The 24785-nt window shown below is 59.3% G+C and carries 19 protein-coding genes and 4 tRNA genes; 14 read left to right on the top strand and 9 right to left on the bottom strand.

The annotated features are described in order from the left end of the window. Positions 1-72: 72 nt before the first annotated feature. The gene (locus I6L49_RS16035) at positions 73-888 is read left to right on the top strand and encodes a Cof-type HAD-IIB family hydrolase (RefSeq protein ID WP_005339262.1); all 816 of its coding nucleotides are present in this window, start codon (positions 73-75) and stop codon (positions 886-888) included. Positions 889-922: 34 nt separating this feature from the next. Here the strand turns inward: I6L49_RS16035 and I6L49_RS16030 are convergent, their stop codons facing one another. The 5 genes from I6L49_RS16030 to I6L49_RS16010 all read right to left on the bottom strand — a co-directional run bounded on the left by I6L49_RS16030 (position 923) and on the right by I6L49_RS16010 (position 2079). Next, positions 923-1438, bottom strand: coding sequence for a ricin-type beta-trefoil lectin domain protein (locus I6L49_RS16030; RefSeq protein WP_216949917.1), 516 nt, complete (start codon positions 1436-1438; stop codon positions 923-925). Between the two features lie 178 nt (positions 1439-1616). Beyond that, positions 1617-1693: transfer RNA gene (locus I6L49_RS16025), tRNA-Pro, on the bottom strand. A 76-nt stretch (positions 1694-1769) separates the two neighbouring features. Then, a tRNA-Leu gene (locus I6L49_RS16020) sits at positions 1770-1855 on the bottom strand. Between the two features lie 20 nt (positions 1856-1875). Further along, a tRNA-His gene (locus I6L49_RS16015) sits at positions 1876-1951 on the bottom strand. A gap of 51 nt (positions 1952-2002) precedes the next feature. Then, positions 2003-2079 (bottom strand) — tRNA-Arg (locus I6L49_RS16010). A 232-nt stretch (positions 2080-2311) separates the two neighbouring features. On the opposite strand from I6L49_RS16010, the gene I6L49_RS16005 reads away from it, so the two are divergent. The 10 genes from I6L49_RS16005 to I6L49_RS15960 all read left to right on the top strand — a co-directional run bounded on the left by I6L49_RS16005 (position 2312) and on the right by I6L49_RS15960 (position 18931). Next, entirely contained in the window at positions 2312-2908 is a 597-nt protein-coding gene (locus I6L49_RS16005) for a TetR/AcrR family transcriptional regulator (RefSeq protein WP_005339267.1), read from the top strand. Beyond that, positions 2905-4038: an efflux RND transporter periplasmic adaptor subunit gene (locus I6L49_RS16000; RefSeq protein ID WP_005339268.1), complete on the top strand. Its 1134-nt coding sequence runs from the start codon at positions 2905-2907 to the stop codon at positions 4036-4038. The genes I6L49_RS16005 and I6L49_RS16000 overlap by 4 nt, the downstream gene beginning before the upstream one ends. A gap of 15 nt (positions 4039-4053) precedes the next feature. Continuing rightward, positions 4054-7134 (top strand): multidrug efflux RND transporter permease subunit, encoded by a 3081-nt coding sequence (locus tag I6L49_RS15995; protein ID WP_216949916.1) that lies wholly within the window; start codon positions 4054-4056, stop codon positions 7132-7134. 118 nt (positions 7135-7252) lie between these two features. Continuing rightward, a complete protein-coding gene (locus tag I6L49_RS15990) occupies positions 7253-9220 on the top strand; it encodes an ATP-binding protein (RefSeq protein WP_042054368.1) in 1968 nt (655 codons plus the stop codon). 76 nt (positions 9221-9296) lie between these two features. After that, complete coding sequence (gene gorA / locus I6L49_RS15985) at positions 9297-10646, top strand: glutathione-disulfide reductase (protein WP_216949915.1); 1350 nt, start codon at positions 9297-9299, stop codon at positions 10644-10646. Positions 10647-11208: 562 nt separating this feature from the next. After that, positions 11209-12885 carry a potassium-transporting ATPase subunit KdpA gene (gene kdpA / locus I6L49_RS15980; protein ID WP_216949914.1) on the top strand — a complete coding sequence of 559 codons (1677 nt, stop codon included), beginning with the start codon at positions 11209-11211 and terminating at the stop codon, positions 12883-12885. Next, entirely contained in the window at positions 12886-14943 is a 2058-nt protein-coding gene (kdpB, locus tag I6L49_RS15975) for a potassium-transporting ATPase subunit KdpB (RefSeq protein ID WP_203974136.1), read from the top strand. A gap of 60 nt (positions 14944-15003) precedes the next feature. After that, on the top strand, positions 15004-15531 hold the full coding sequence (locus I6L49_RS15970) for a potassium-transporting ATPase subunit C (RefSeq protein ID WP_201959074.1): 528 nt from the start codon (positions 15004-15006) through the stop codon (positions 15529-15531). A gap of 69 nt (positions 15532-15600) precedes the next feature. After that, a complete protein-coding gene (locus I6L49_RS15965) occupies positions 15601-18189 on the top strand; it encodes a sensor histidine kinase KdpD (RefSeq protein ID WP_216949913.1) in 2589 nt (862 codons plus the stop codon). Positions 18190-18247: 58 nt separating this feature from the next. Beyond that, on the top strand, positions 18248-18931 hold the full coding sequence (locus tag I6L49_RS15960) for a response regulator (RefSeq protein ID WP_033138525.1): 684 nt from the start codon (positions 18248-18250) through the stop codon (positions 18929-18931). Between the two features lie 4 nt (positions 18932-18935). Here the strand turns inward: I6L49_RS15960 and I6L49_RS15955 are convergent, their stop codons facing one another. Next, the gene (locus tag I6L49_RS15955) at positions 18936-20063 is read right to left on the bottom strand and encodes a multidrug effflux MFS transporter (RefSeq protein ID WP_216949912.1); all 1128 of its coding nucleotides are present in this window, start codon (positions 20061-20063) and stop codon (positions 18936-18938) included. Positions 20064-20155: 92 nt separating this feature from the next. On the opposite strand from I6L49_RS15955, the gene I6L49_RS15950 reads away from it, so the two are divergent. Beyond that, entirely contained in the window at positions 20156-20980 is an 825-nt protein-coding gene (locus tag I6L49_RS15950; RefSeq protein WP_216949911.1) for a helix-turn-helix domain-containing protein, read from the top strand. Here the strand turns inward: I6L49_RS15950 and I6L49_RS15945 are convergent. After that, a complete protein-coding gene (locus I6L49_RS15945; protein ID WP_005342304.1) occupies positions 20910-21143 on the bottom strand; it encodes a hypothetical protein in 234 nt (77 codons plus the stop codon). The genes I6L49_RS15950 and I6L49_RS15945 overlap by 71 nt on opposite strands. Before the next feature lie 293 nt (positions 21144-21436). Here I6L49_RS15945 and I6L49_RS15940 point away from each other — a divergent pair, with 293 nt between their 5' ends. Further along, complete coding sequence (locus I6L49_RS15940; protein ID WP_216949910.1) at positions 21437-22687, top strand: valine--pyruvate transaminase; 1251 nt, start codon at positions 21437-21439, stop codon at positions 22685-22687. Between the two features lie 72 nt (positions 22688-22759). Here I6L49_RS15940 and I6L49_RS15935 read toward each other — a convergent pair whose 3' ends face one another. Both I6L49_RS15935 and I6L49_RS15930 read right to left on the bottom strand, forming a co-directional pair. After that, positions 22760-23200, bottom strand: coding sequence for an Hsp20 family protein (locus tag I6L49_RS15935; RefSeq protein WP_216949909.1), 441 nt, complete (start codon positions 23198-23200; stop codon positions 22760-22762). 92 nt (positions 23201-23292) lie between these two features. Further along, the gene (locus tag I6L49_RS15930) at positions 23293-23706 is read right to left on the bottom strand and encodes an Hsp20 family protein (RefSeq protein WP_005339298.1); all 414 of its coding nucleotides are present in this window, start codon (positions 23704-23706) and stop codon (positions 23293-23295) included. A gap of 280 nt (positions 23707-23986) precedes the next feature. On the opposite strand from I6L49_RS15930, the gene I6L49_RS15925 reads away from it, so the two are divergent. Next, positions 23987-24757, top strand: coding sequence for an MBL fold metallo-hydrolase (locus tag I6L49_RS15925; protein WP_216949908.1), 771 nt, complete (start codon positions 23987-23989; stop codon positions 24755-24757). Positions 24758-24785: the final 28 nt, after the last annotated feature.

Here is a 24785-nt window from a genome sequence, read left to right as displayed (position 1 = left end):
ACCCTAAATAAATGGGGTGACAATGCGGGCTAAGGTAAACTGCCCCTGTTTTCAATCGATGCCGAGGTAATGATGTTCAAGGTAGTTGTATCCGATCTCGATGGCACTCTGCTCAACAAGCAGCACCAGATCTCTCCCCGTACCCGGGATACCCTGCACCGCCTGGTAGAACAAGGTGTGAAATTCGTGGTCGCCACCGGCCGTCATCACGTTGACGTACGCAGCTTCCGCGATGCGCTGGGGATGGACATCTACCTCATTACTTCCAATGGCGCCGTGGTCCATGACAAACAGGATCAGCTGATTTTCAACCAGCCGCTGCCGACTGAGATTGCCGCCGAGCTGATTGCGCTGGAGCGCGACCCCTCTATCCACCTCAATGTCTATCAGGGTGATGACTGGGTGGTGGAAGAGGAGCTGCCCTGGCTGCTGCAGTTCCACGACGAGTCAGGGTTCACCTACCGTCTGGTCGATGACCTGAAACAGGAACCGAAAGAGCAGATCAACAAGGTGTTCTACATCGGTGACCACGAGAAGCTGCTGAAGATCGAGGCGCACCTCAACCAGCGCTACGGCGACCAGCTCAACGTCACCTTCTCATTGCCGGACTGCCTCGAAGTGATGCACGCCGGGGTGCATAAGGGCAATGCTGTGCGAGCCGTGCTGGAGCAGAACGGGTTCGACATGTCGGAGGCGATCGCCTTCGGCGATGGCATGAACGACTTCGAGATGTTGACCATGGTGGGACGCGGCATCGTGATGGGCAACGCCCATGATCGCCTGAAAATGGCACTGCCGGAGTATGAGCAGACCCTCACCTCTGACGAAGATGGCGTTGCCGTCTATCTGGAGAAACTGTTCGAGCTGGAGAGCGTCAGCGCCGCCTGATCCTCTTCATCCCGACATCCGATTCAGCAAAGCCTCACCATGTGAGGCTTTGTTTTTTCAGGGTCTCCAGCCAGGGATTGGGCCGCTGCCAGCTGAAGCTCTGGTTCGCCCCGCCGTAGCATTCAGCCAGCCGCAGCGGCGTGCCGGGGGTATGGCGTCGCCCTGCCACATCGAGGCAGCGGGAGACCTTGCTGTTGAACAGCTTGTCTTTCTGCCACTCCCACTGCGCCTGACCGTCACAGGGTGCCAGCATCACTTCGCTGTCGTTTTTGGCTTGCAAACAGAGATCCTGCAGGCGCAACTCACCCAGATCCCACTCGAACAGTTGATCGTCTTTTCCGCTGCAAGGTTGTGTCAACACCTTCTGTTGGGACACCGCAACGCAAAAATCACCGCTGGTCAGCAAGGGGGAGAGAGAACGCTCCTCCTGCGGTTGTGATGCAATGGAGCCCATCATCACATCGGTGGATGGCGGCTTGATGGTACAGCCACCCAGCAGCAAGGCAGCCAGCAGGGCAGGAGAGCAAGCAAAGGAAATTTTGTTATTCATGGAAAAATGCCTGAAATGGGCCGATGACATCCGGTTGTCAGTGACTCGAGGCTGAAGCATAACCGAAAGGCGGGGCGCGCAGCCCAAATAGAGTGTAAACAGACGTAACAGGGAGAGAGTACTGGCCCAGCGGAGGCCAGAAAGCAAAAACCCCGCCGAAGCGAGGTTTTTCTAAATGTGGTCGGTGATAAAGGATTCGAACCTTTGACCCTCTGGTCCCAAACCAGATGCGCTACCGGACTGCGCTAATCACCGAGGCTATTTCTTTCAAAATAGTTTACTTCAAAAAAACAAAGACGACCTTATGGCCATCCTCGTCATACAGCAAGTATGGTGCGAAGAGAGGGACTCGAACCCTCACACCCGGGGGGCACTAACACCTGAAGCTAGCGCGTCTACCAATTCCGCCACCTTCGCGTACCTGACAAGCTGTAAAATGGGGTGGCTGATGGGGCTCGAACCCACGACAACCGGAATCACAATCCGGGACTCTACCAACTGAGCTACAGCCACCACAGCTGTTTTCGTTCCACAACAACGCCCGTTTAACCGACGCACTTTTTATGGTGCGCCCGACAGGATTCGAACCTGTGACCTCTGCCTCCGGAGGGCAGCGCTCTATCCAGCTGAGCTACGGGCGCTACGCTGTCGAACGGGGCGCATTATTAATGATGGTTGCTGGTTTGTCTACACTTTTCTGTCACCGAAGCACTGTTCGTTGTTTTTTCAAGCACATTGCGCACTTTTCTTCCATTATTCCCCTGCTGCCAGCCGAAAAGGGGCAGATCGCAGTCGCAAATCGCCTTGCTGCCTTGACTTGATTTGATGCCCATCTAGAATGAATGAACGTTCATTCACTCGAAAGTCACACTGATGATTCTGGATAAAAAAGAGAGCATCTTCAACGCGGCCCATGAGGTGCTGGGTGAACGGGGTTTTCATGGTCTGTCGATTGCGGAAGTCGCCAAGAAAGCCAATGTTGCCACCGGCACCATCTATCGCTACTTCGGCGACAAGGATGATCTGATCCGGCAACTGCACCAGCACACTATCTTGCAGTGTGTGCCCATGGTCATGGCCGATGTAGCAATCGATAAAGTTTCATTTCAACAATTTCGCCAATTATGGCTCAATATTCATGCCATTTTTGTTAACGAACCCAACGCTATCCGGTGCAAATTGCAGTACGAGAGCTCTCCGCTAGGGGCAGAATTGGAGACCAATCCTGTCATTCTGGCTGCCTGGGAGCCTCTGGACCGATTTTTTGAACAGGGCGTTGAACAAGGATTGTTTATTGATTTACCGATACGGGCACTCCAGGTGTTGAGTCTGGACAGTGTCATGCATCTGGCCCTGCAGTGCAGGGTGCACAACATCACGCTGACCGAATCGCAGTTGGAAACCGCGATCCGGGCCAGCTGGAATGCCATTTTATCCCCCAATCTTTCCACCTCAGGAGCCTGTTCATGAAAAAGTGGATGGCCATTATGTTGCTGATAGCGATCGCCTTGTTTGGCAGCGTCATCGGCTTCAATTTGTTCAAGCAGAAGATGATTGCCCAATACATGGCCAACCGGCCGGAACCCGAGTTCCCCGTCACTGCCATGGTGACCAAGGCGCAGGATTGGGTACCGACCATCGAAGCGATCGGCTTCATCGAGCCGAATCAGGGGGTGACCCTCTCCACCGAACTGGCCGGCACCATTGATGCCATCACCTTCGAGTCAGGCAAACCGGTCAAGGCTGACCAGCTGCTGCTGAGTCTGGACTCTACCGTGGAGCGGGCCAATCTGCGCGCCTCCCAGGCCAAGCTGCCGGCGGCAAAAGCCAAGTTCGATCGTTTCCAGAACCTCTACAAGACCAGCTCCATCTCCAAAGAGCAGCTGGATGAAGCTGAAGCGGCCTATCGCTCGCTGGAAGCGGATATCGAGAGTCTGAAGGCGACCATTGCCCGTCGTGAAGTGCGTGCGCCCTTTAGCGGCGTGGTCGGCCTGCGCAATGTGTTCCTCGGTCAGTATCTGCAACCGGGCACCGATATCGTGCGCCTGGAGGATACCAGCGTGATGCGCCTGCGCTTCACCGTGCCCCAGACCGATATCTCCAAAATCAAGCTGGGCCAGACCATCAAGATCAATGTGGATGCCTATCCGCAAACCCAGTTTGATGGTCATATCACCGCTATCGAGCCTGCGGTCAACTTTCAGAGCGGCCTGATCCAGGTACAGGCAGACATTCCGAACAACGACGGTCAGCTCCGTTCCGGTATGTTCGCCCGCGCCAGCATCATTCTGCCGACGGTGAAAGATCAGATCGTGATCCCGCAGAGCGCTATCTCCTTCACCCTTTACGGTCAGAACGTCTACGTGCTCAAAGAGGGCGAAGAGACCGACAAAGAGGGTAACAAGGTGAAAGTGCTGCGAGCCAAGCAGGTTGTGGTCAAGGCCGGTGAGCGCCGTGGCAACGATGTGCATGTGCTCTCCGGCATCCAGGCCGGTGACCAGATCGTACTGTCGGGTCAGGTTCGCCTGAGCAACGACACCAAGGTGCATGTGGTCGAGAACGACGCCCTGGCCGTTCCGGCACAAACCCCGATGCTGTAAGCGCGGAGATCTGCGATGCGATTTACTGACATATTTATAAAACGGCCTGTGCTGGCGATCTCGCTCAGCTTCCTGATCGCCTTGCTGGGCTTTCAGGCCATCTTCAAGATGCAGGTACGGGAATACCCCGAGGTGACCAACACGGTGATCACCGTCAGCACTGGCTACTATGGCGCCAGCTCTGATCTGATCCAGGGATTTATCACCCAGCCGCTGGAACAGGCGGTCGCGCAAGCCGACAACATCGACTTCATGACCTCCTCCAGCCAGCTGGGCAGCTCCACCATCACTGCGTACATGAAGCTCAACACCGACCCCAACGCCGCGCTGTCCGACATCCTGGCGAAGGTGAACTCGGTGCGCTCCCAGTTGCCGAAAGAGGCGGAAGACCCGTCGGTCACCTCCTCCACCGGTTCAACCACAGCGGTGCTCTACCTCGGCTTTACCAGCCCGGAGCTCAACTCCAGCCAGATCACCGACTATCTGGAGCGGGTTATCAAGCCGCAGCTCTTTACCGTGGGCGGGGTCTCCAAGGTTGACCTCTACGGCGGTGTCGAGTTTGCCCTGCGGGTATGGCTGGATCCGGCCAAGATGGCGGCCTTCAACCTGACTGCCAGTGACGTGATGACGGTGCTCAACAGCAACAACTATCAGTCCGCGACAGGTCAGGCGACCGGTTACTTTACCCTGTTCAACGGCAACGCCGAGACCCAGGTCAAGGATGTCGACGAACTGAAGCGTCTGGTCGTTGCTACCCGTGACGGCAAGGTGATCCGCCTTTCCGACATTGCCAAGGTGACCCTTGAGAAGAGCCACGACATCTATCGCGCCAGCGCCAACGGCCGCGAAGCCGTGGTCATGGCGGTCAACGCCGCGCCGACAGCCAACCCCATCAACATCGCCCACGATGTACTGGCGTTGCTGCCTAGCCTTGAGCGCAATATGCCGAGCACCATGCGTCTCAACGTGATGTATGACTCAACAGTGGCGATCAACGAGTCCATCCACGAGGTTATCAAGACCATCCTGGAGGCAGCCGCCATCGTTCTGGTGGTCATCACCCTGTTCCTCGGTTCGTTCCGCGCGGTCATCATCCCGATCATCACCATTCCGCTCAGTCTTATCGGCGTAGTGATGATGATGGATATGTTCGGCTTCTCGATAAACCTGATGACCCTGCTGGCGATGGTGCTGGCGATCGGTCTGGTAGTGGATGACGCCATCGTGGTGCTGGAGAACGTCGACCGCCATATCAAGGAGGGGGAAGAACCGTTCCGGGCCGCCATTATCGGTACCCGCGAGATCGCGGTACCGGTTATCGCCATGACGGTTACCCTGGCGGCGGTATACGCGCCTATCGCCCTGATGGGGGGTATCACCGGCTCCCTGTTCAAGGAGTTTGCCCTGACCCTGGCTGGCGCAGTGTTCGTCTCGGGCATCATCGCCCTGACTCTGTCACCGATGATGTGTTCCAAGATGCTCAAGGCCAACGAGCAGCCAGGCAAGTTCGAGAGCACAGTCCATCACCTGCTGGAGCGGATGACCGATCGCTACGACAGCATGCTGCACGCCGTGATGAAAAAGCGCCCCGTCATCGTAGTGTTCGCCGTCATCGTCTTCGCCAGCCTGCCGCTGCTGTTCAAGTTCATCCCGAGCGAACTGGCACCGTCAGAGGACAAGGGGGTCATGGCCGTGCTGGGTACCGCACCGTCCAACGCCAACCTGGACTACATCGAAAACACCATGGCGGATGTGAACAAGATCCTGGACGAGCAGCCCGAGATCGCCTTCTCCCAGGTCTTCTCAGGGGTGTTCAACGCCAACCAGGCGTTCGGTATCGCCTCCATGGTGCCTTGGAGCCAACGTGAAGCGAGCCAGAAAGAGGTGCTGGACCGGGTCGCCAATCTGGTGAAAGACATCCCGGGTATGGCCATCACCACCTTCCAGTTCCCGGAACTGCCGGGTGCATCGAGTGGTCTGCCGATCCAGTTCGTCATCACCACCCCGAACAGCTTCGAAAGCCTGTTCCTGGTGGCCGGGGAAATTCTGGCAGCGGCGCAGAGTAACGGTCAGTTCGTCTATTCGGATCTCGATCTGAACTACGACTCCGCCACCATGAAGATCCGCATCGACAAGGACAAGGCGGGTGCCTACGGCATCACCATGCAGGATATCGGTATCACCATGGGCACCATGATGGCGGACGGTTACGTCAACCGTATCGACCTGGATGGCCGCTCCTACGAGGTGATCCCGCAGGTCGAGCGCAAGTACCGCCTCAATCCGGAGTCCATCAAGGGCTACTACGTGCGGGCCGCAGACGGCAAGTCGATCCCGCTCGGCAGCCTGATCAGCATTGAAGTGGTTGGCGAGCCCCGCGCCCTGCCCCACTTCAACCAGTTGAACTCCGCCACCATAGGCGCCGTTCCGGCTCCGGGCGTGGCCATGGGTGATGCGATCAACTGGTTCCAGACCACCGCTGACGAGAAGCTGCCGCAAGGCTATCGTTACGACTTCATGGGTGAAGCCCGTCAGTTTGTCACCGAAGGCAATGCGCTCTATGCCACCTTCGCGCTGGCACTGGCCATCATCTTCCTGGTGCTGGCAATCCAGTTCGAGTCGGTGCGTGACCCGCTGGTAATCATGGTCTCTGTACCACTCGCCATTAGCGGGGCCTTGATTGCCCTGGCATGGGGGATGGCGACCATGAACATCTACTCCCAGGTGGGCCTCATCACCCTGGTGGGTCTGATTACCAAGCACGGTATCCTGATCTGTGAAGTAGCAAAGGAAGAGCAGTTGCTACGCGGCATGAACCGGATGGAAGCCGTGATGCAAGCCGCCAAGGTGCGTCTGCGTCCGATCCTGATGACCACCGCCGCCATGATTGCCGGTCTGATCCCGCTGCTCTACGCCGCTGGTGCCGGTGCGGCACAGCGTTTCAGCATTGGTATCGTCATCGTGGCCGGTCTTGCCATCGGTACCCTGTTCACCCTGTTCGTGCTGCCAGTGATCTACACCTATCTGGCTTCCGAGCACAAACCCTTGCCGGTATTCGATGAAACCATTCCGCACAAAGCAAACGGCGGACATTAATCATCAATGACATGCAAAGGCCCCGTATCGGGGCCTTTTTTATGCTTCGCAGGAAAGACGACATAAGTGCATGAAGCAGTTAAACTAAAAAACACCACATCCAGACCGCAAGGACGCCATGTCAGGACTCTTCTCCAAGACCGCCAGGGCCGTAGGCCGCAACGGACTCTCATATCGCCTGCTCTCCTACATTCTGGTCTGCAGTACCGTATTGGCGATGATCATTACGGCGCTGCAACTCGCGTGGGATTACCGCAAGGATGTCGCTGTCATCGAAGACAGCATCGGCCAGATCGAGGCCTCTTTCCTGCAACCCATCGCCGCCAGCTTGTGGAACCTGGATGAAGAGCAGGTCAAAGTGCAAATTGAAGGGATCATGAACCTGCCCAACATGCAGTTCGTGATGGTCAAGGAGATGCTCGGCAACTCCGAAGTCCCGCTGCTGACCCAGGGGGTCGAGCGGGAAAGCTATGATATCTCCCGCGAATTCAACCTCACCTATCAGGGTGAAATCGTCGGCAAGCTGTTCGTTGCCGCCTCTCTCGAGCAGATCTACCAGCGCCTCATCGAAAAATCGGTGCTGATCATGGTCAGCCAGACCATCAAGACCCTGGTGGTCTCATTTTGCATCCTGATCATCATTTACTATCTGGTGGTCAGGCACATCAACCGCATCGCCAACTACGCCCAGAAGTTCAACCTCGATCGGCTCGACATGGCGCTGGAGCTGGAAGGCCGCCCGCAGCCACGCAAGAAACCCGATGAGCTGGATACCTTGGTCTCCACCCTCAACCAGATGCGTACCCGACTACGTGACGAGCTGGTTGCCCGCCATCAGGCGGTCGAACAACTGCAAAAGGAGCGGGACTTCTCCGCCACCCTGATCAACTCCGCCAACATGGTCATCTGCTGCATGGAACCGGATTTGACCATCGCCAGCATCAACCCGGCAGCCATCCTGCTGACCGGCTACCACCAGCAAGAATTGTTGCAGCACAACTGGCTGGATCTCTTTGTCAGCCCGGCGCAACGGGAAGAGCTGAACGATATTCTGACGGCGGAAGGTTCACTGTCAGACAAAGAGGTCATCATGCATGACCAGCAGGCTCATGAACTGGTACTGCAATGGACCTTCGTACCCTTCTACGATGGTCCCAACCTCAAGTACCAGATCGGCTTCGGCTACGACATCACCCAGCTGAAAAAGGTCGAGCGGGAGATAATCCAGCTCAACGAACAGCTGGAAGGCAAGGTGGTGGAACGTACCCGCAGCCTGAGTGAAGCCAACAACCAGCTCGGCAAAGCGTACGACGACCTGAAACAGGCCCAGCAGACCCTGGTGGAGTCGGAGAAGATGGCCTCCCTCGGCTCGCTGGTGGCCGGGGTGGCACACGAGATCAACACTCCGATCGGCATCAGCGTGACCGCCTCCTCCTACCTGCAGGAGCGGGTCGCCGACTTCAAGTCCCATATCGACTCCAAGCAGCTGTCGCGCACCTACCTCAACGAGTTCACCGTCAACCTCGACGAATCGATGCAGCTGCTGCAGAGCAACCTGCGGCGCGCCTCCGAGCTGATCGCCAGCTTCAAACAGGTAGCGGTCGACCAGTCATCGGAAGCACGCTACAACTTCAGCCTCGCCGACAACCTCCATCAGGTAGTGGTCTCGCTTGGCCACAAACTGAAGAAGAGCCAGTGCGAAGTGGATATCCAGTGCGATCCCAAGCTGTCGATCTTCTCCTTCCCGGGCAGTTTTACCCAGATCTACTCGAACCTGATCCTCAACTCCATCAACCACGGGTTCGACAGCTGGGATAAACCGAAGAAGATCACCATCAAGGTGGAACAGCAGGGAGAGGAGCTGTTTATCGACTATTCGGACAATGGCCGCGGGATCCCGCCCGAAATATTGCCGCGAATCTTCGATCCCTTCGTCACCTCCAAGCGGGGTCAGGGTGGCAGCGGTCTGGGCACACACATCATCTACAACCTGGTGGTGCAACTGCTGAAAGGCCGTATCAGCTGTGCCAGCGAACCGGGCCAGGGCGCCCAGTTCCATATTCGCCTGCCGATCCAACATAACTGAGCGCTGGCTCTTGTGAGCCAGCCGCTTTATCCCCATCATGCTGTGATTGCATTCTTAATGAGCGGAGAACCTCGCAATGGCACAGCATTTTGACTATATCGCCATCGGCGGCGGCAGCGGCGGTATTGCTTCTGCCAACCGGGCTGCCATGTACGGTAAGAAAGTTGCCCTGATTGAAGCCAAAGAGTTGGGTGGAACCTGCGTCAACGTAGGCTGCGTACCGAAGAAGGCCATGTGGTATGCAGGCCAGATCGCCGATGCCCTGAAATATGGCGCCGACTACGGCTTTGACACCACCCTCAACCACTTCAACTGGGCCAAGCTGGTCGAGTCCCGCCAGGCCTACATCGGCCGCATTCACCAGTCCTATCAGAACGTGTTGGGCAAGAACCAGATCACCGTCATCAAGGGCTTCGCCCGCTTCGTCAGCAGCAACACCATCGAGGTTAATGGCGAGCACTACACGGCCGATCACATTCTGATCGCCACCGGTGGCCGCCCGGAAATTCCGGCTATCCCGGGTGCCGAGCTGGGTATCGACTCCGACGGTTTCTTCGAATTGCAGGCACAACCGAAGCGGGTTGCCGTAGTGGGTGCTGGCTACATCGCAGTCGAGATCGCCGGGGTGATGCAGGCGCTCGGCTCCGAGACCCATCTGGTGGTGCGCAAGCACGCGCCGCTGCGCAACTTCGACCCCATGATCCACGAGACACTGGTCGAAATCATGGCGCAGGAAGGGCCCAAGCTGCACACCCACGCCATTCCCAAAGCCGTGCTCAAGAACGCTGACAACAGCCTGACCCTGCAACTGGAAGATGGTCGCCACCTTACCGTCGACTGCCTGATCTGGGCCATCGGTCGGGTACCGGCTACCGACAACCTCAATCTGGCTGCCGCAGGCATCGCGCTGGACGAGAAGGGCTTTATCCCGACCGACAAGTTCCAGAACACCGCCGTCGCCAACATCTATGCGGTGGGTGACAACACGGGGCGCATCCAGCTCACCCCGGTGGCCGTCGCTGCGGGCCGTCGCCTCTCCGAGCGGCTGTTCAACCACAAGCCGAACGAGCACCTCAACTACGATCTGGTGCCGACCGTGGTGTTCAGCCACCCGCCCATCGGCACCATCGGCCTGACCGAACCGGAAGCCATCGCCGAATACGGCGAGGACCAGGTGAAGGTCTACCGCAGCCAGTTCACCGCCATGTACTCTGCGCTGACCCAGCATCGCCAGCCCACCCGGATGAAGCTGGTCTGCGTCGGCCCGGAAGAGAAGGTGGTCGGTCTGCATGGCATCGGCTTTGCGATGGACGAGATCCTGCAAGGTTTCGGCGTCGCCATGAAGATGGGAGCCACCAAGGCGGACTTCGACAACTGCGTGGCTATCCATCCGACCAGTGCAGAAGAGTTCGTGACAATGCGATAAGCACGTTTGAAGCAGGCCTATCATTATCAGGCCAACTTCAACAACTGCGTTCCCACGCCTCACCCCACCAGCGCTGAAGAGTTCGTGACAATGCGATAGGTACGTTTGAAGTTGGCCTGTCAAGAGCAGCCAGCTTCTACAGCCATGTAATCCCTTCATACAAACCCGGCTCAGGCCGGGTTTTTTGATCCCTCCTCGCCATTTCTCTCGCAAATCCGTCGTTCTTTACGCCGATTTTACGCCTGCCACATGGCGCTTTATGGCGCCTTTACGCCTGTTTTACATACCCTTTTCTGCGTCAATGACACCAACAGAGTCGATATGGTCTTACATCGGCTCTCGCAGCTAATTATCTCAATGGAGTCGATATGAATTGGCTATATCTGCTGCTCGTCCTCGCCTTGATGGCCTATCTGATGCGCGCACTCACGCGCAGTCACGAGTGAGGGACTACCTATATGCAGCAAGAAATTATCTACCCGGTGGCCAGCAAACTGCCGAGCCTCGTGAGCAATCCAATGCGTGCCCTGACGCACCGTGACCACGAGTGAGGAACTAGAACATGTGGCAAGAAATAATCTATCCGGTGGCCTTCGTGCTGCTGGTTCTGCTGCCGGCACCGCTGCTTGGCAATTATCTCTACCGGGTATTTGAAGGCCAGTGCCGCTGGCTGGCCCCCGTGGAGCGTGCCACCCTGTTATGTTGCGGCACGGACGGACGGGAACAGGACTGGAAGTCCTATACCCTCAGCCTGCTGGCCTTCAATGGCGCCGGCTTCGGCCTGCTGTTCCTGATCCTGATGGCGCAGGGTCTGCTGCCCCTCAACCCGCAGCAGTTGCCCGGCCTGAACTGGCAACTCGCCTTCAACACTGCGGTCAGCTTTATGACCAACACCAACTGGCAAGCCTATTCCGGTGAGGCCAGCCTCTCCTACTTCAGCCAGATGGTGGGCCTGACCACCCAGAACTTCGTCTCTGCCGCCACAGGTGCTGCCGTAGCGGTTGCGATGTTCCGCGGTATCGCCCGCCAGCAGACAACCCACCTTGGCAACTTCTGGCTGGATCTGGTGCGTTTTTGCCTCTACGTGCTGCTGCCGATGTCGCTGATCCTGGCGCTGCTGCTGGTATGGCAAGGGGTTCCACAGAGCCTGTCAGCCTATCTGCCGTTCCACACACTGGAAGGTCAGGAGCAACTGTTGCCGCTCGGCCCGGCAGCTTCGCAAATTGCCATCAAGCAGCTCGGCTCCAACGGCGGTGGCTTCTTCGGCATCAACTCCGCCCACCCGTTCGAGAACCCGACCGCCCTCTCCAACTGGCTGGAGATGGTCGCCCTGCTGACCCTGGCCGCAGCCATGGTCTTTACCCTGGGTCGCTATGTGAAGGACATGGCCCACAGCCGCGCTATCGTCATTGCCATGACCATCATGCTTGCACTGGGACTCTTCGTTTCTATCACTCAGGAGATGAAGCTGGATCCGGGCCTGACTCATCTTGCCAGCGAAGCGGGCAACTGGGAGGGCAAAGAGAGCCGCTTCGGCCCGGTGCTCTCCAGTATCTGGGAAGTGGCGACTACCGCCGCCTCCAACGGCTCGGTTAACTCAATGCACGACAGCTTCGCTCCTCTCTCCGGCATGGTCGCCATGATAAACATGCTGCTGGGTGAAGTGGTGTTCGGCGGTGTGGGTGCCGGCATCTACGGCATGATGCTGTTTGTGCTGCTCACCGTCTTCCTGTGCGGTCTGATGGTGGGTCGTACCCCGACCTATCTGGGCAAGCGCCTCGGTATCACCGAGATGAAGTGGGTCGTCGCCAGCATGCTGGTGATGCCGGTGGGGGTTTTGGTGATCGGCGGTGTCACTCTGCTGATGCCGGATGCGGCCACTATCATAGGTCACGATGGCCCGCACGGCCTGTCACGCCTCATCTATGCCTACGCCTCGGCTGCCGGTAACAACGGCTCAGCCTTCGCCGGCTTTGCTGCCGGTGACAACTGGCAGTGCGTTGCCATCGGTCTGGCCATGCTGCTCGGTCGCTTCGGCTACATCATCCCCATCATGGCCATTGCCGGCCAGCTCGCCCGCGCTCCGCGTCAGGAGATAAGCGAGGGGGATTTCCCGATCCGCGGCCCGCTCTTCATTACCCTGCTGATCATCACCGTATTGCTGATTGGCGGCCTCTCCTTCCTGCCGGTGCTGGCACTGGGCCCTGTGGCAGAACATCTGATGCTGGGAGCTTTCTAAATGAGCAAGTCCACTTCAATGAGTCCCGACACCATGCTGGTGAAGGGCAAAAAACAGCAATCGCAGATCCTGCAGGCCATGGTTGAAGCCATCTACCGCTTCAATCCCAAGGCGCTGTTTGGCAGCCCCATTCTGTTCACCCTCTGGCTGGCAGCAGTCATGGCGACGGTGGAGTCACTGCTGGGGCAGCCGTTCTCCGGCGTTGCCCCCTCGCTGGCCTGGCAGCTGACTGCCTGGCTCTGGCTCACCCTCTGGTTTGCCAACTTCGCCGAAACGCTGGCCGAAGGTCGCGGCAAGGCACGGGCCGACAGCCTCAAGGCTGGCATGAGCCAACTCAAGGCCCGTCGGGTAGCTAATGCAAAAGATGGTCAGGGCGAATGGGTACCCGCCACCAGCCTGATGAAGGGTGATCTGGTGCTGGTACGCAGCGGCGAGATGATCCCGGCCGACGGCGAGGTGATCGCCGGTATCGCCTCGGTCAACGAGGCCGCCATCACCGGCGAATCCGCCCCCGTCATCCGCGAGTCAGGTACCGATCGCAGCGGTGTAACCGGCAATACCACCGTCGTTTCAGACGAGATCTGGGTACGCGTCAGCAACAATCCGGGCGAAAGCACGCTGGATCGGATGATTGCACTGGTGGAAGGGGCCAAGCGCCAGAAAACGCCCAACGAGATGGCGCTGGATGCCCTGCTGGTCGGGCTGACCCTCATCTTCCTGCTGGTGGTCGCCACCCTGCCCTGGTTCCTCGACTACAACGGCACCCAGGTCCCGCGCCTCTACCTGATCGCGCTCTTTATCACCCTGATCCCGACCACCATCGGCGGCCTGCTCTCCGCCATCGGCATTGCCGGTATGGATCGACTGGTGAAACTGAACGTGATTGCCAAATCGGGCCGGGCCGTCGAAGCGGCCGGTGACGTACGCACCCTGCTGCTGGACAAGACCGGCACCATCACCTTCGGCAACCGGATGGCTGACGAACTGATCCCGGCACCGGGCATCGACCCAGCCCTGCTGGCACAAGCGGCCATGCTGGCCTCGCTGGGTGACAACACTCCCGAGGGTAAATCAATCCTGACTCTGGCGGGCAAGAGCCACACCAAACCGAGCCAGCTGGATGATGACAAGGTGATCCCCTTCAGCGCCGAGACCCGTCTGAGCGGGCTGGATCGCAACGGTCACCAATATCGCAAGGGGGCTGTCGATGCGGTACTGAACTACCTCTCCCTCGACCGCAAAGCGGTGCCGGAGCTGGTGCTCAAGTCAGTCGACAACATCGCTCGTCAGGGGGGGACCCCGCTGCTGGTCTGTACCCATGAACAGCTGCTGGGGGTGGTCTACCTAAAGGACATCATCAAGCCCGGCATCAAGGCCCGCTTCCAGATCCTGCGCCATATGGGGATCCGCACCGTGATGATCACCGGTGACAACCCGAAAACGGCCGCCGCCATCGCTGCCGAAGCCGGGGTGGATGACTTCATCGCCGAAGCGACGCCGGAGAAGAAACTGGCCTATATCCGGCAGGAGCAAGCCGATGGCCGTCTGGTCGCCATGTGCGGTGACGGTGCCAACGATGCACCTGCGCTGGCACAGGCTGATGTGGGTCTGGCCATGAACGAGGGTACCCAGGCCGCCAAGGAGGCGGGCAATCTGGTGGATCTCGACTCCAACCCCACCAAGCTGCTGGACGTGGTGCTGGTCGGCAAACAGCTGCTGGTGACCCGTGGCGCCCTGACCACCTTCTCCATCGCCAACGACGTGGCCAAGTACTTTGCCATCCTGCCGGCCCTGTTCATCGCCGCCTACCCGCAACTGGGGGTACTGAACCTGATGCAGCTGGGCAGTCCGCAGAGCGCCATCCTGTCGGCCATCATCTTCAACGCCCTGATCATCGTAGCGCTGGTGCCGCTGGCCCTGCGCGGTGTCGACCTGAAGGGGTCGGCCGCCAGCCTGCTGCGCCGCAACCTGCTGATCTACGGTGTCGGCGGCCTGCTGGTGCCCTTTATCGGCATCAAGCTGATCGACCTGGTCATTACCGGCCTGGGTCTGGTGTAACGGCATAACCGGGATGCGGGTCAGCCCGCATCCACACAACGAATTCGGAGCATATTCATCATGATCGCAATCAGAACCCTGCTGACCCTGACCCTGCTGCTGGGCGTGGGTTATCCGCTGGCCGTCACCGGACTGGCCCAGCTACTCTTCCCCTGGCAAGCCAACGGCAGCCAGCTCACCGACAGCAAGCAACAACTCATCGGTAGCGCCCTGCTGGCACAGAAATTCGAGCGGGCTGACTACTTCCACCCCCGCCCCTCCGCCAGTGATTTCAACACCATTGGCGGTAGTGCCAGCAATCTGGGGATGAGCTCACCACTGCGGGCGGAGTTCGCCGAACAGGCCGCCAAGGGACAGCCTGAAACCAGCTCTCCCGCCATGCTGACCCGTTCCGCCTCTGGCCTCGATCCCCACCTGCCACTCGACGCGGTGCTGGCGCAGGTGGATCGCGTCGCCAGAGAACGTGGACTGGATCCCGCCCAACTGACGGAGCAGGTCAAGTCGGCCACACAAGCTGGTATCCTTGGCCCGCAGGTGGTCAACATTCTCCAGCTGAACCTGCAACTGGATCATCAAAAGGGCGCCTGAGGGCGCTCCTTGCCGATCTGGCGTTGACCTCCATTTTCGACGCGGGCAGTTGGCTCGATAGGGATAAGCATGCGTGATGAGGTAAGGGCTGACGCCCTGCTGGCAAGTCTGGAGCAAGAGCACAAGGGCAAGCTGAAAGTCTTTCTCGGGGCCGCCCCCGGCGTGGGCAAGACCTACGCCATGTTGCAGGCGGTACGAGAACAGGCCAAAGAAGGGGTCGACATCCTTATCGGCGTGGTAGAGACCCACGGCCGGCAGGAGACGCTGGCCCTGCTCGACAAACTCGCCATCCAGCCGCGCAAGATCCACATGCACCGTCAGCAGCGGCTGGAGGAGATGGACCTCGACGGCCTGCTGGCGCGCAAACCTGCCATCGCCGTAGTGGACGAGCTGGCCCATAGCAACGCCCCCGGCAGCCGCCACGAGAAGCGCTGGCAGGATGTGGAGGAGCTGCTCAACGCCGGTATCGACGTCTACAGCACCCTCAACGTCCAGCATCTGGAGAGCCTCAACGATCTGGTGTGGCAGCTGACCGGGGTCAGGGTGAAAGAGACCCTGCCCGATCAGGTGCTGCTGGAAGCCGACAGTCTGGTGCTGATCGACCTGCCCCCCAAGGAGCTGCTCGGCCGCCTCAAGGAGGGCAAGGTCTATGTGCCCCATCAGGCCAAGGCGGCACTGCAATCCTTCTTCTCCCTCAACAACCTCACCGCATTGCGGGAGCTGGCGATGCAGACCGCCGCCAGCCATGTGGAGGGCGATCTGCAACTGCAGTGGCAGGCTGCAGGCAAGAGCACCTTGCCGCTACGGGGCAAGCTGATGGTTTGCCTCGGCGATCTGCACGGCTCGGCGCTGGTGCGCTACGGCCACCGCTTTGCCCAGCGCCGCCAGCTTCCTTGGCTGGTAGTGCATGTCGACAGCAATGGCCGCCGCTCTGCTGATGTGGAACAAGCACTGGCGCTCGCCTCTCACCTCGGTGCCAAGGTGCTTACCCTCTCCAGTCCGGCGGTCGCCAACACCCTGCTGGAGACCGCCGAACAGCAGCAGGTCTCCCAGCTGCTGCTCGGCAAACCTCACAAGGCGCCGTGGCGCCGCTCGCTAGTGCAACACCTGCTCAAACAGGCGCAGGGGCTCGAAATCACGCTGGTCGATACCGAGAAGCAGAAGCCCGAAGTGGGAATGCGCGTCCCGACCCCGAAGGATATACACCACAGCATGCTGGCAGTGGTGATCATGGGGATCACCTCGGCCGCCGCTTGGGGGCTCTCCTACTGGCTGCCACCAGCAGCGTTGCCGCTCATCTTCGTGCTGGGGGTACTGGCGACCGCCCTCACCACCAGTCTGGTGCCCGCCACGCTGGCAGCGGTGCTGGGCTTTATCGCCCACAATCTGCTCTTCACCGCCCCCTACTTCTCCCTGAGCGTCGCCAACCACAGCGATCTGCTCACCCTGTTTGTGCTGCTTATCGTCGGCATGACGGCGGGACGGCTCGCCTCCCGCCAGCGCCAGCAGCTGATCGGTCTGCGCGAGACCCAGCAGCTGGGCAATGCCCTGCTCTCCCTCAGTCAGGGGCTGGCCACCGCCAGCAGCCCGGAGGAGGTTTTGAGACAAGGTGCCCAGGCCATTTCGCTGGCGCTCGGCCAGCCAACCGTGGTGATCGACAAGGAGTTCAACGATCGGCTCGGCAACGAGAAGCACAGGCCCGGCCAGACCGACAAGGCGGCCATCGACTGGTGTCTGGCCCAGAAGCAGAGCGCCGGGGCCCACACCGCCACCCTCAATGCCGCCGAGGCCCAGTATTACCATCTCAGCGATGACCTGGTGATCGGTATAACGCTGGCCAATCCGCTCTCCTCCTCTGCCGAGCATCAGCTGCAGGCGCTGCTCACCGACATTCGCGCCGCACTGGCGCGGATCGACCTCAACGAGCGGCTGGCCGACAGCCAGTTGCAGGCTGAGACCGACCGGATGCGCGCAGCCTTGCTCTCCTCGGTCTCCCACGATTTGAAGACCCCCTTGGCGACCATCATGGGGGCTGGCAGCACCCTGCTGGAATATGGTGACCGGATCCCCGCCGAAGACCGTGACGAACTGCTCCACTCGGTACAGGACGAGGCACGCCGCCTCCACAGCTATGTGCAGAATCTGCTGGATATGACCCGCATCGGCTCCCCCGACTTCCAGCTGAAACGAGACTGGGTCGATCTGGCGGATCTGGTGGAGAGCGCCCGCAAGCGGCTCGACTCCTCCTGGCGCCAGCACAAGCTGCTGGTCCATTTCGATCAGCATGTGCCCCAGCTCTATGTCCATGGCGCCCTGATCGAGCAGGTGCTGGTCAACATCCTCGACAACGCCTCCCGCTACTCGCCAGCTGGCACCCCCATCGAGTTCAAGGTGATGGTGGCCGAACCCGACCTTATCATCGACATCATCGATATCGGGGTCGGTATCGCCGAGTCGGATCGGGAGAAGATCTTCAACCTCTTTTACACCCAGCCGGTGGGTGATTGCGGCAGCCGTGGCACCGGGCTTGGCCTCGCCATTTCCCGCGCTATGATAGAGGCCCACGGCGGCAAGATTTGGGCCTTCTCCGGCCCCAATGGCAACGGAACCTGCATGCGCATCTCCCTGCCGCTCGCCCTCAATTCACCGGAGGTCTGATGGTTGACCGCCAGATCGGGTCACTCAGCCCCTCCCACCATTCGCCTCTGGAGGTTCGATGGCGCACATTCTGGTCATAGATGATGAAGCGGCGATCCGTCGCTTTCTGCGGATCAGCCTGATTGCCGAGGGGCATCAGGTGAGTGAGGCGGTGGGGGTCAATGAAGGGCTGGAGCAGTATCGCCACCTCAACCCCGATCTGGTGATCCTCGATCTCGGTCTGCCGGATGGCGATGGCATTCAGGTGTTGCAGGCCATTCGCGAACACCACCCCAATCCTGTGCTGGTGTTGTCGGCCCGCGATTCGGAGCAGGAGAAGGTGCGGCTGCTGGATGCCGGCGCCAACGACTACATGAGCAAGCCGTTCGGCATCGGCGAGATGATGGCCCGCATTCGCGTGCTCTTGCGCCAGCGGGCTGGTGTCAGCAGTGGCGAACGGCGCCACTTCCCCCAATGCGGCCTGACGCTCGATATCAGCAGCCACAAGGTAACCATGAAAGACGAGGAGATCCCTCTCTCCCGCAAGGAGTTCGCCCTGTTGCAGGCGCTGGTGTGCCACCCCGGCAAGCTGGTGATGCAGACCCAGCTACTCAACGACATCTGGGGGCCGAGCCACAAGGAGGACACCCACTACCTGCGCATCGTCATCGCCAGCCTGCGCAAAAAGCTGGGGGATAACCCCCAGCAACCGACGCTTATCGAGACCGAATCCGGTATCGGCTACCGCTTTATCGGCAACTGACGTTTCACGTGGAACGACGCCCGCTGCAAATCAGCGCCAGCAGACCGCAGCCACTCAGCAACAGGCCGAGATCCTGCAATCCGGCCGCCACCGCCAACCCCAGACTGAGCAGCAGGTAGTAGCCAAGCCCGAACAGGGCGCCAGCGCTGCCCGCTACTTCGCGATAGGCCAGCAGCGCCTGACTCAGCACATTGGGGATAGCCAGCCCGAAGGCCACCACCACACCCATCATGGGCAACAGGAACCAGAGGCTGGACTGACTCGCCCAGACCAGCAGCCCGGCGACCAGCGCCAGAGCGCAAGCCAGTCTGACCAGAGAGGACGGCAGCCACCCCCTCCCCAGCAGATGCTTGTTGAGCAGGCTGCCAACCAGGGTCGCCAGCGCCAGCAAGATCCCCGAATAACCAAACTCGCCAGTGCTCAATCCCAATCCGGCAAACAGGAACGGCGCCAGACTGTAGTAACCAAACAGCATGGTGTTGAACAGGGCGACCAGCATGGCACTGCGCCAGAGCCCGCCATCCTTCATCATCCGGCACGCCAGCGGCCAGAGTGCGATTTGCCGGATGGTGGCCGGACGGGTTTCCGGCAGTTGCCAACAGGTAACCAGCAGCAAACCTACTGCCAGTACCAGCAGACCGCTGAACACCCCGAGATAGCCGAACCCGCTCTCCAGCTGACCGCCACTGAGCAGCCCCAGCACCGGACTGAGTGAGAGCGCAATGCCCATCACCGAGAAGACCCGCGCCAGATCGCTGCCCTGATAGCTGTCACGCAGCATGGTCTGGGTCACCACGGAACCCACTGCAGCGCCAAAGGCCGAGATGATCCGGGCCTGCAGCAGGGTCTCAAACTGATTAGCCAGCAGCGCCAGCAAGGTGCCGACGCCATAGGTAAGCAGACCTGCCAACATGGCGGGGCGCCGTCCGATCAGATCGCAGAGCCTTCCCCAGCAGACCACGCCCACCGCAAACGCCAGAAAATAGACCGACAGGGTCTGGGATGCCTGCCCTTCGCTCACCTGAAACTGGGTAGCGATGTGGGTCAGGACCGGGCTGTAGATGGTCTCCACAATTTGGGGAAACATCATCAATCCCACCACAAGCCAGAGCGGTGGCAACTTGTTGTTCATGACAAACCTCCTTCACAAGAGGTCGCCATTCTAGAGAGATGCCGTCTGTCTGATTACAATAAGAAGGACTATAAACATCAAAAATCAGACATATGGCCTTTATTCTTCCCGATCACCCTTTTGACCCCGACCAGCTGACCGGCAGCGTGATCGGCATTGCCTCCGCCCTCGGCTGGCACGACTCGGGCCTACATCAACATCAGCGCCATCAGCTGCTGTTCGCCCAATCCGGCTGCATGACCATGGAGCTGGAAGGTCGGGTCTGCCTGCTGCCGCCTACCCGCGCCGCCTGGCTGCCTGCAGGCACCGCACACCGGATCTTGATGCGCGGTGTGGTGGCCTACCGCTCCCTCTACTTCCAGCCGCACCCCGAGTTGCCCGGCACGGTCGAAGTGCTGGCGGTCAATCCGCTGCTGCACGAACTGATCGAGCGGATGGCGCTCTGGCCGTGGGACAAACCGCAAGAGCAGCAGCTACGGACGGTGGCACTGTTTATGGAGGAGTTGGGGCAGGCGCCGCGGGAGTCGTGGCAGTTACCGCTGCCGACGGATCCCAGACTGGGCGACTGGCTACAGCAGTTGAAACGGGGGGATGCCCTGCCCGATCGGCTCAACCGGCTGGCCGAGCGGGTGGGTGCCAGTGACAAGACCATTGGCCGCATCTTCATTCGGGAGACCGGCATGAGCTATCAGGCGTGGCGTCAGCAGTGGCGGCTGTTGCGGGCCATGGAGCTGCTGGCAGAAAGCGAGTCCATCAGCAGGATTGCCGCAGCGCTGGAGTTCTCCAGCGACAGCGCCTTTATCAGCTTCTTCAAACAACATACGGGACAGACCCCCCTGCGCTACCTCAGCTCTCGGGGTGAGTCGCCACAGCCTGGCTCGCCTCCACCACCAGGGTATCCAGCGCCAGCGGCTTGAGATTGTGCAGCGCATCCTGCACCACGGCATGGGATGCCTGTTGCAACTCGCTCTGCACATCCTGCTCCAGCTGGGCACTCTCCAGCTCGGGCCGCGGGTTTTCGTTGGCCATCACGTTCAGGCTCAGGGCACTCACAATCAGGGTAGCGATCAGGCTTTTCATCTGGTTTGCTCCGGTATGGTTGAGATGACCAGATAGCTATTCCAATAGTTGTGCCAATCCTCACGCAATTCATAACATAATGATTTTGTTTAAATTAACTATATCTCGATACCAAATTGAGTCGCAAAATGCATTCCGCTCGGTCATTTTTAAACCAACAGTTGGTGCTTTTAACCACGCTTGATTTTTGCACCATGTTCCACGTGGAACGTCCCATCTTTTTGATCGACACCCGCTTTTAAACTGAGCTATGGTGCTACATCCCCGTAACTCAAATCTGGATCTGTCACTGAATGGAATTTTCCTTGTTCGGCGAGAAGTTCACTCGCCACGCCGGTATTACCCAACTCATGGATGACCTCAATCAGGGGCTGACCAATCCGGACGCCATCATGCTGGGTGGCGGCAATCCGGCCCCCATCCCCGCCATGCTGGAACGCTTTCAAGCCGAGGCCAAGAGCCTGCTCGACAACGGCGAGCTGGTCAAAGCGATGGCCAACTACGACGGCCCACAGGGCAAAGACAGGTTCACCAAAGCGCTGGCCGCCCTGCTCAGCAAGGAGCTGGGATGGGATATCTCGGCCCGCAATATCGCCCTGACCAACGGCAGTCAGAATGCCTTCTTCTACCTGTTCAACCTGCTGGCCGGTGAATTTGCCGATGGCCGCAAGAAGAAGGTGCTGTTCCCGCTCGCCCCCGAATACATCGGCTATGCCGACTCGGCGCTGACCGACGACTACTTCGTGGCCTACAAACCCACCATCGAGAAGCTGCCCGATGGCCAGTTCAAATACCACGTGGATTTCGAGAGTCTTCAGGTAGGTGACGATATCGGGGTGATCTGCGTCTCCCGTCCCACCAATCCCACTGGCAACGTGCTGACCGACGAAGAGATCGAACACCTCGATCAGATCGCCCGCGACAAGGGGATTCCGCTGCTGATCGACAACGCCTACGGCGTCCCCTTCCCGGGCATCATCTTCAGCGAAGCCAAGCCGTTCTGGAACGCCAACACCATCCTCTGCATGAGCCTCTCCAAACTCGGCCTGCCAGGCACCCGCTGCGGCATCGTCATCGCCGACGAGAAGATCATCCAGGCCATCACCAACCTGAGCGGCATCATCAATCTGGCGCCGGGCAGTCTGGGGCCCGCCATCACCATCCCGATGATCGAGAGCGGCGAGATCATCGCCCTCAGCGAACAGGTGGTGAAGCCCTTCTATCAGCAGAAAGCGGAGCTGGCGGTGCAGCTGCTGCGCGAAGCGATCCCCGACCCGCGCTTCCATATCCACAAGCCGGAAGGCGCCCTCTTCCTCTGGCTCTGGTTCGAGGGTTTACCGATCCACTGTCAGGAGCTCTATGAGCGACTGAAGGCGAAGAACCTGCTGATCGTGCCGGGTCACTACTTCTTCCCCGGCATCGACGACCCAGAGTGGCGCCACAGCCAGGAGTGCATCCGCCTCAACTACTCCCAAAGCGAGGAGCTGGTTCGCCGCGGCATCGCCATTCTGGCCGATGAAATAAACGCCCTCTACGCCGGCTAAGTCAGTCCGGCCAGCCAAAAACAGAAAGGCCTGCATCTGCAGGCCTTTATTGTTTATCGCGATCCGGTTTGCTTAGCCGGGCAGCGCCAGCTGCTCGGGTTTGCCGATGGGGATGGTGCGGGGCTTGAGCGCCTCCGGCAGTTCGCGCGCCAGATCGATGGTCAACAGACCATGCTCCAGCTTGGCGCCCTGCACTTCCACGTGCTGGCTCAGCTTGAAGGCGAGCTCGAAGTCGCGCTCGGCAATCCCCTGATGGAGGAACTGACGCTCACCGGCCGCAGCCCCTTTGCACCCCTTCACCTTGAGGGTGCCGTTTTCGGTCTCCAGCTCCAGCTCTTCGCGCTCGAAGCCAGCCACGGCGACCGTGATGCGATAGCCATCCTGATCGCGCTTTTCAATGTTGTACGGAGGGTAAGCGGCGGTCTTCTGCTCGAACAGACCTTCCAGCTCGCGGGCCATCCGCTCGAAGCCGACGGCGTTGGAATAGAGATGAGAAAAATCGAGGTTACGCATAATCCTATCCTTCTAATAAGCAACAGGTTCAACTCTCCACAGGCCCGTCATCGGCACCCGGGAAATTTTATAATTTCAGTGAATTCAGGCTATCAGCCGTTGATCTCTATCTTGCGCGGCTTCATCGCCTCGGGCACTTCACGCACCAGTTCGATGTGCAGCAAGCCGTTTTTCAGGTCGGCCCCTTTCACCCGCACATAATCGGCCAACTGGAAGCGACGCTCGAAACCACGTTCGGCAATCCCCTGATAGAGATAGTTGCGCCCGGTGTCGGCCTGCTTGTTGCCCTTCACAGTCAGCAGATTTTCCTGAAAGCTCAACTCCAGCTCTTCCTGGGTAAAGCCCGCCACCGCCATGCTGATGCGGTAGTCGTTGTCACCCAGTTGCTCGATGTTGTACGGGGGATAACCGGCATTGCCATTGCTGGCCGCAGATTCGATGAGATTGGCCAGACGATCGAAACCGATGGCAGAACGATAGAGCGGAGAAAAGTCGATAGAACGCATAGTATTACCCTCTTGTGAGCGATAACGGATTGTTTGCCCTCCTTATGGACGGGCGCCTGGTCGAAACCTCTGTCGAGCGTTCCGGCCTTGTTACCTATATAGGGGCTCACTTTTTCCTTTCAAGGGGATTTTTTCAAATTTTTTAAATGGCCGCGCCGACCTGTAGAACATCAACTTGTTGGCCCGATAGTGATGATAATCGACCCGTGGGCCACTGATGGCAACTCGCTTAGCGCCCCATAATTGGTTGCATATCCACCAGCCAACATGGAGCCATCCCATGAAGATTACCCAGGTTCGCAACGCCACCTTGCTGCTCGACTATGCCGGCACCCGCTTTCTGATCGACCCCATGCTCTCGGCCAAAGGGGCCTTCCCCGGCTTTGAGGGCACCGCCAACAGCCAGCTGCGCAATCCGCTGGTCGAGCTGCCGCTACCGATCGATGAGCTGGTCGATGTGGACGCCATTATCGTCACCCACGACCATCCCGACCACTGGGATGATGCCGCCAGAGCCCGGATCCCCAAGCATCTGCCGCTCTTGGTGCAACATCAGAAAGATGCCGATGCTATTCGTGCCAGTGGCTTTGAGGATGTGCGTCTGCTGAGCGACCAGCCCGAGTTTGCCGGCATTCGCCTGCAGCAGACCGGTGGCCAGCACGGCAACGACCAGTTGATGGCGGTACTGGATGAACGCATGGGAGAAGTGTGCGGCGTGGTCTTCTCCCATCCCGACGAACAGTGCCTCTATCTGGCCGGTGATACCATCTGGCATCCCTCGGTCGAGCAAGCCCTGCAACAGCATCAACCCGAGGTCATCATCCTCAACTGTGGCGATGCACAGGTGCCCGGGCTCGGTTCCATCATCATGGGCAAGGAGGATGTCGCCGCCGTTTATCAGGCCGCACCGCAGGCCACGCTGATCGCCAGCCATATGGAGGCGGTTAACCACGCAGTGCTGTCACGCCAGGAACTGCGCGACTATCTGGCGGAACGGAGCATGATGGATCGGGTACGGGTGCCGCAAGATGGCGAGGAGATATCGCTGTGACCCGCAGGAGGGCCCATGCCAGACATGG

It is taken from the genome of Aeromonas sp. FDAARGOS 1419 (assembly GCF_019047045.1).
Classification (GTDB): Bacteria; Pseudomonadota; Gammaproteobacteria; order Enterobacterales; family Aeromonadaceae; genus Aeromonas; species Aeromonas veronii.
The sequence above is the reverse complement of the archived record's forward strand: the minus strand, read 5'-3'. Positions and strand labels throughout refer to the sequence as shown.

Bases quoted from the DNA above. Each gene is read 5' to 3' on its own strand.
- gorA (WP_216949915.1), top strand. From the start codon at position 9,297: ATGGCACAGCATTTTGACTATATCGCCATCGGCGGCGGCAGCGGCGGT.
- I6L49_RS15940 (WP_216949910.1), top strand. From the start codon at position 21,437: ATGGAATTTTCCTTGTTCGGCGAGAAGTTCACTCGCCACGCCGGTATT.
- I6L49_RS15965 (WP_216949913.1), top strand. From the start codon at position 15,601: ATGCGTGATGAGGTAAGGGCTGACGCCCTGCTGGCAAGTCTGGAGCAA.
- I6L49_RS15955 (WP_216949912.1), bottom strand. From the start codon at position 20,063: ATGAACAACAAGTTGCCACCGCTCTGGCTTGTGGTGGGATTGATGATG.
- I6L49_RS15930 (WP_005339298.1), bottom strand. From the start codon at position 23,706: ATGCGTTCTATCGACTTTTCTCCGCTCTATCGTTCTGCCATCGGTTTC.
- I6L49_RS15925 (WP_216949908.1), top strand. From the start codon at position 23,987: ATGAAGATTACCCAGGTTCGCAACGCCACCTTGCTGCTCGACTATGCC.
- I6L49_RS15945 (WP_005342304.1), bottom strand. From the start codon at position 21,143: ATGAAAAGCCTGATCGCTACCCTGATTGTGAGTGCCCTGAGCCTGAAC.
- kdpA (WP_216949914.1), top strand. From the start codon at position 11,209: ATGTGGCAAGAAATAATCTATCCGGTGGCCTTCGTGCTGCTGGTTCTG.
- kdpB (WP_203974136.1), top strand. From the start codon at position 12,886: ATGAGCAAGTCCACTTCAATGAGTCCCGACACCATGCTGGTGAAGGGC.
- I6L49_RS16005 (WP_005339267.1), top strand. From the start codon at position 2,312: ATGATTCTGGATAAAAAAGAGAGCATCTTCAACGCGGCCCATGAGGTG.
- I6L49_RS16030 (WP_216949917.1), bottom strand. From the start codon at position 1,438: ATGAATAACAAAATTTCCTTTGCTTGCTCTCCTGCCCTGCTGGCTGCC.
- I6L49_RS15935 (WP_216949909.1), bottom strand. From the start codon at position 23,200: ATGCGTAACCTCGATTTTTCTCATCTCTATTCCAACGCCGTCGGCTTC.
- I6L49_RS15990 (WP_042054368.1), top strand. From the start codon at position 7,253: ATGTCAGGACTCTTCTCCAAGACCGCCAGGGCCGTAGGCCGCAACGGA.
- I6L49_RS15970 (WP_201959074.1), top strand. From the start codon at position 15,004: ATGATCGCAATCAGAACCCTGCTGACCCTGACCCTGCTGCTGGGCGTG.
- I6L49_RS15960 (WP_033138525.1), top strand. From the start codon at position 18,248: ATGGCGCACATTCTGGTCATAGATGATGAAGCGGCGATCCGTCGCTTT.
- I6L49_RS15995 (WP_216949916.1), top strand. From the start codon at position 4,054: ATGCGATTTACTGACATATTTATAAAACGGCCTGTGCTGGCGATCTCG.
- I6L49_RS16000 (WP_005339268.1), top strand. From the start codon at position 2,905: ATGAAAAAGTGGATGGCCATTATGTTGCTGATAGCGATCGCCTTGTTT.
- I6L49_RS16035 (WP_005339262.1), top strand. From the start codon at position 73: ATGTTCAAGGTAGTTGTATCCGATCTCGATGGCACTCTGCTCAACAAG.
- I6L49_RS15950 (WP_216949911.1), top strand. From the start codon at position 20,156: ATGGCCTTTATTCTTCCCGATCACCCTTTTGACCCCGACCAGCTGACC.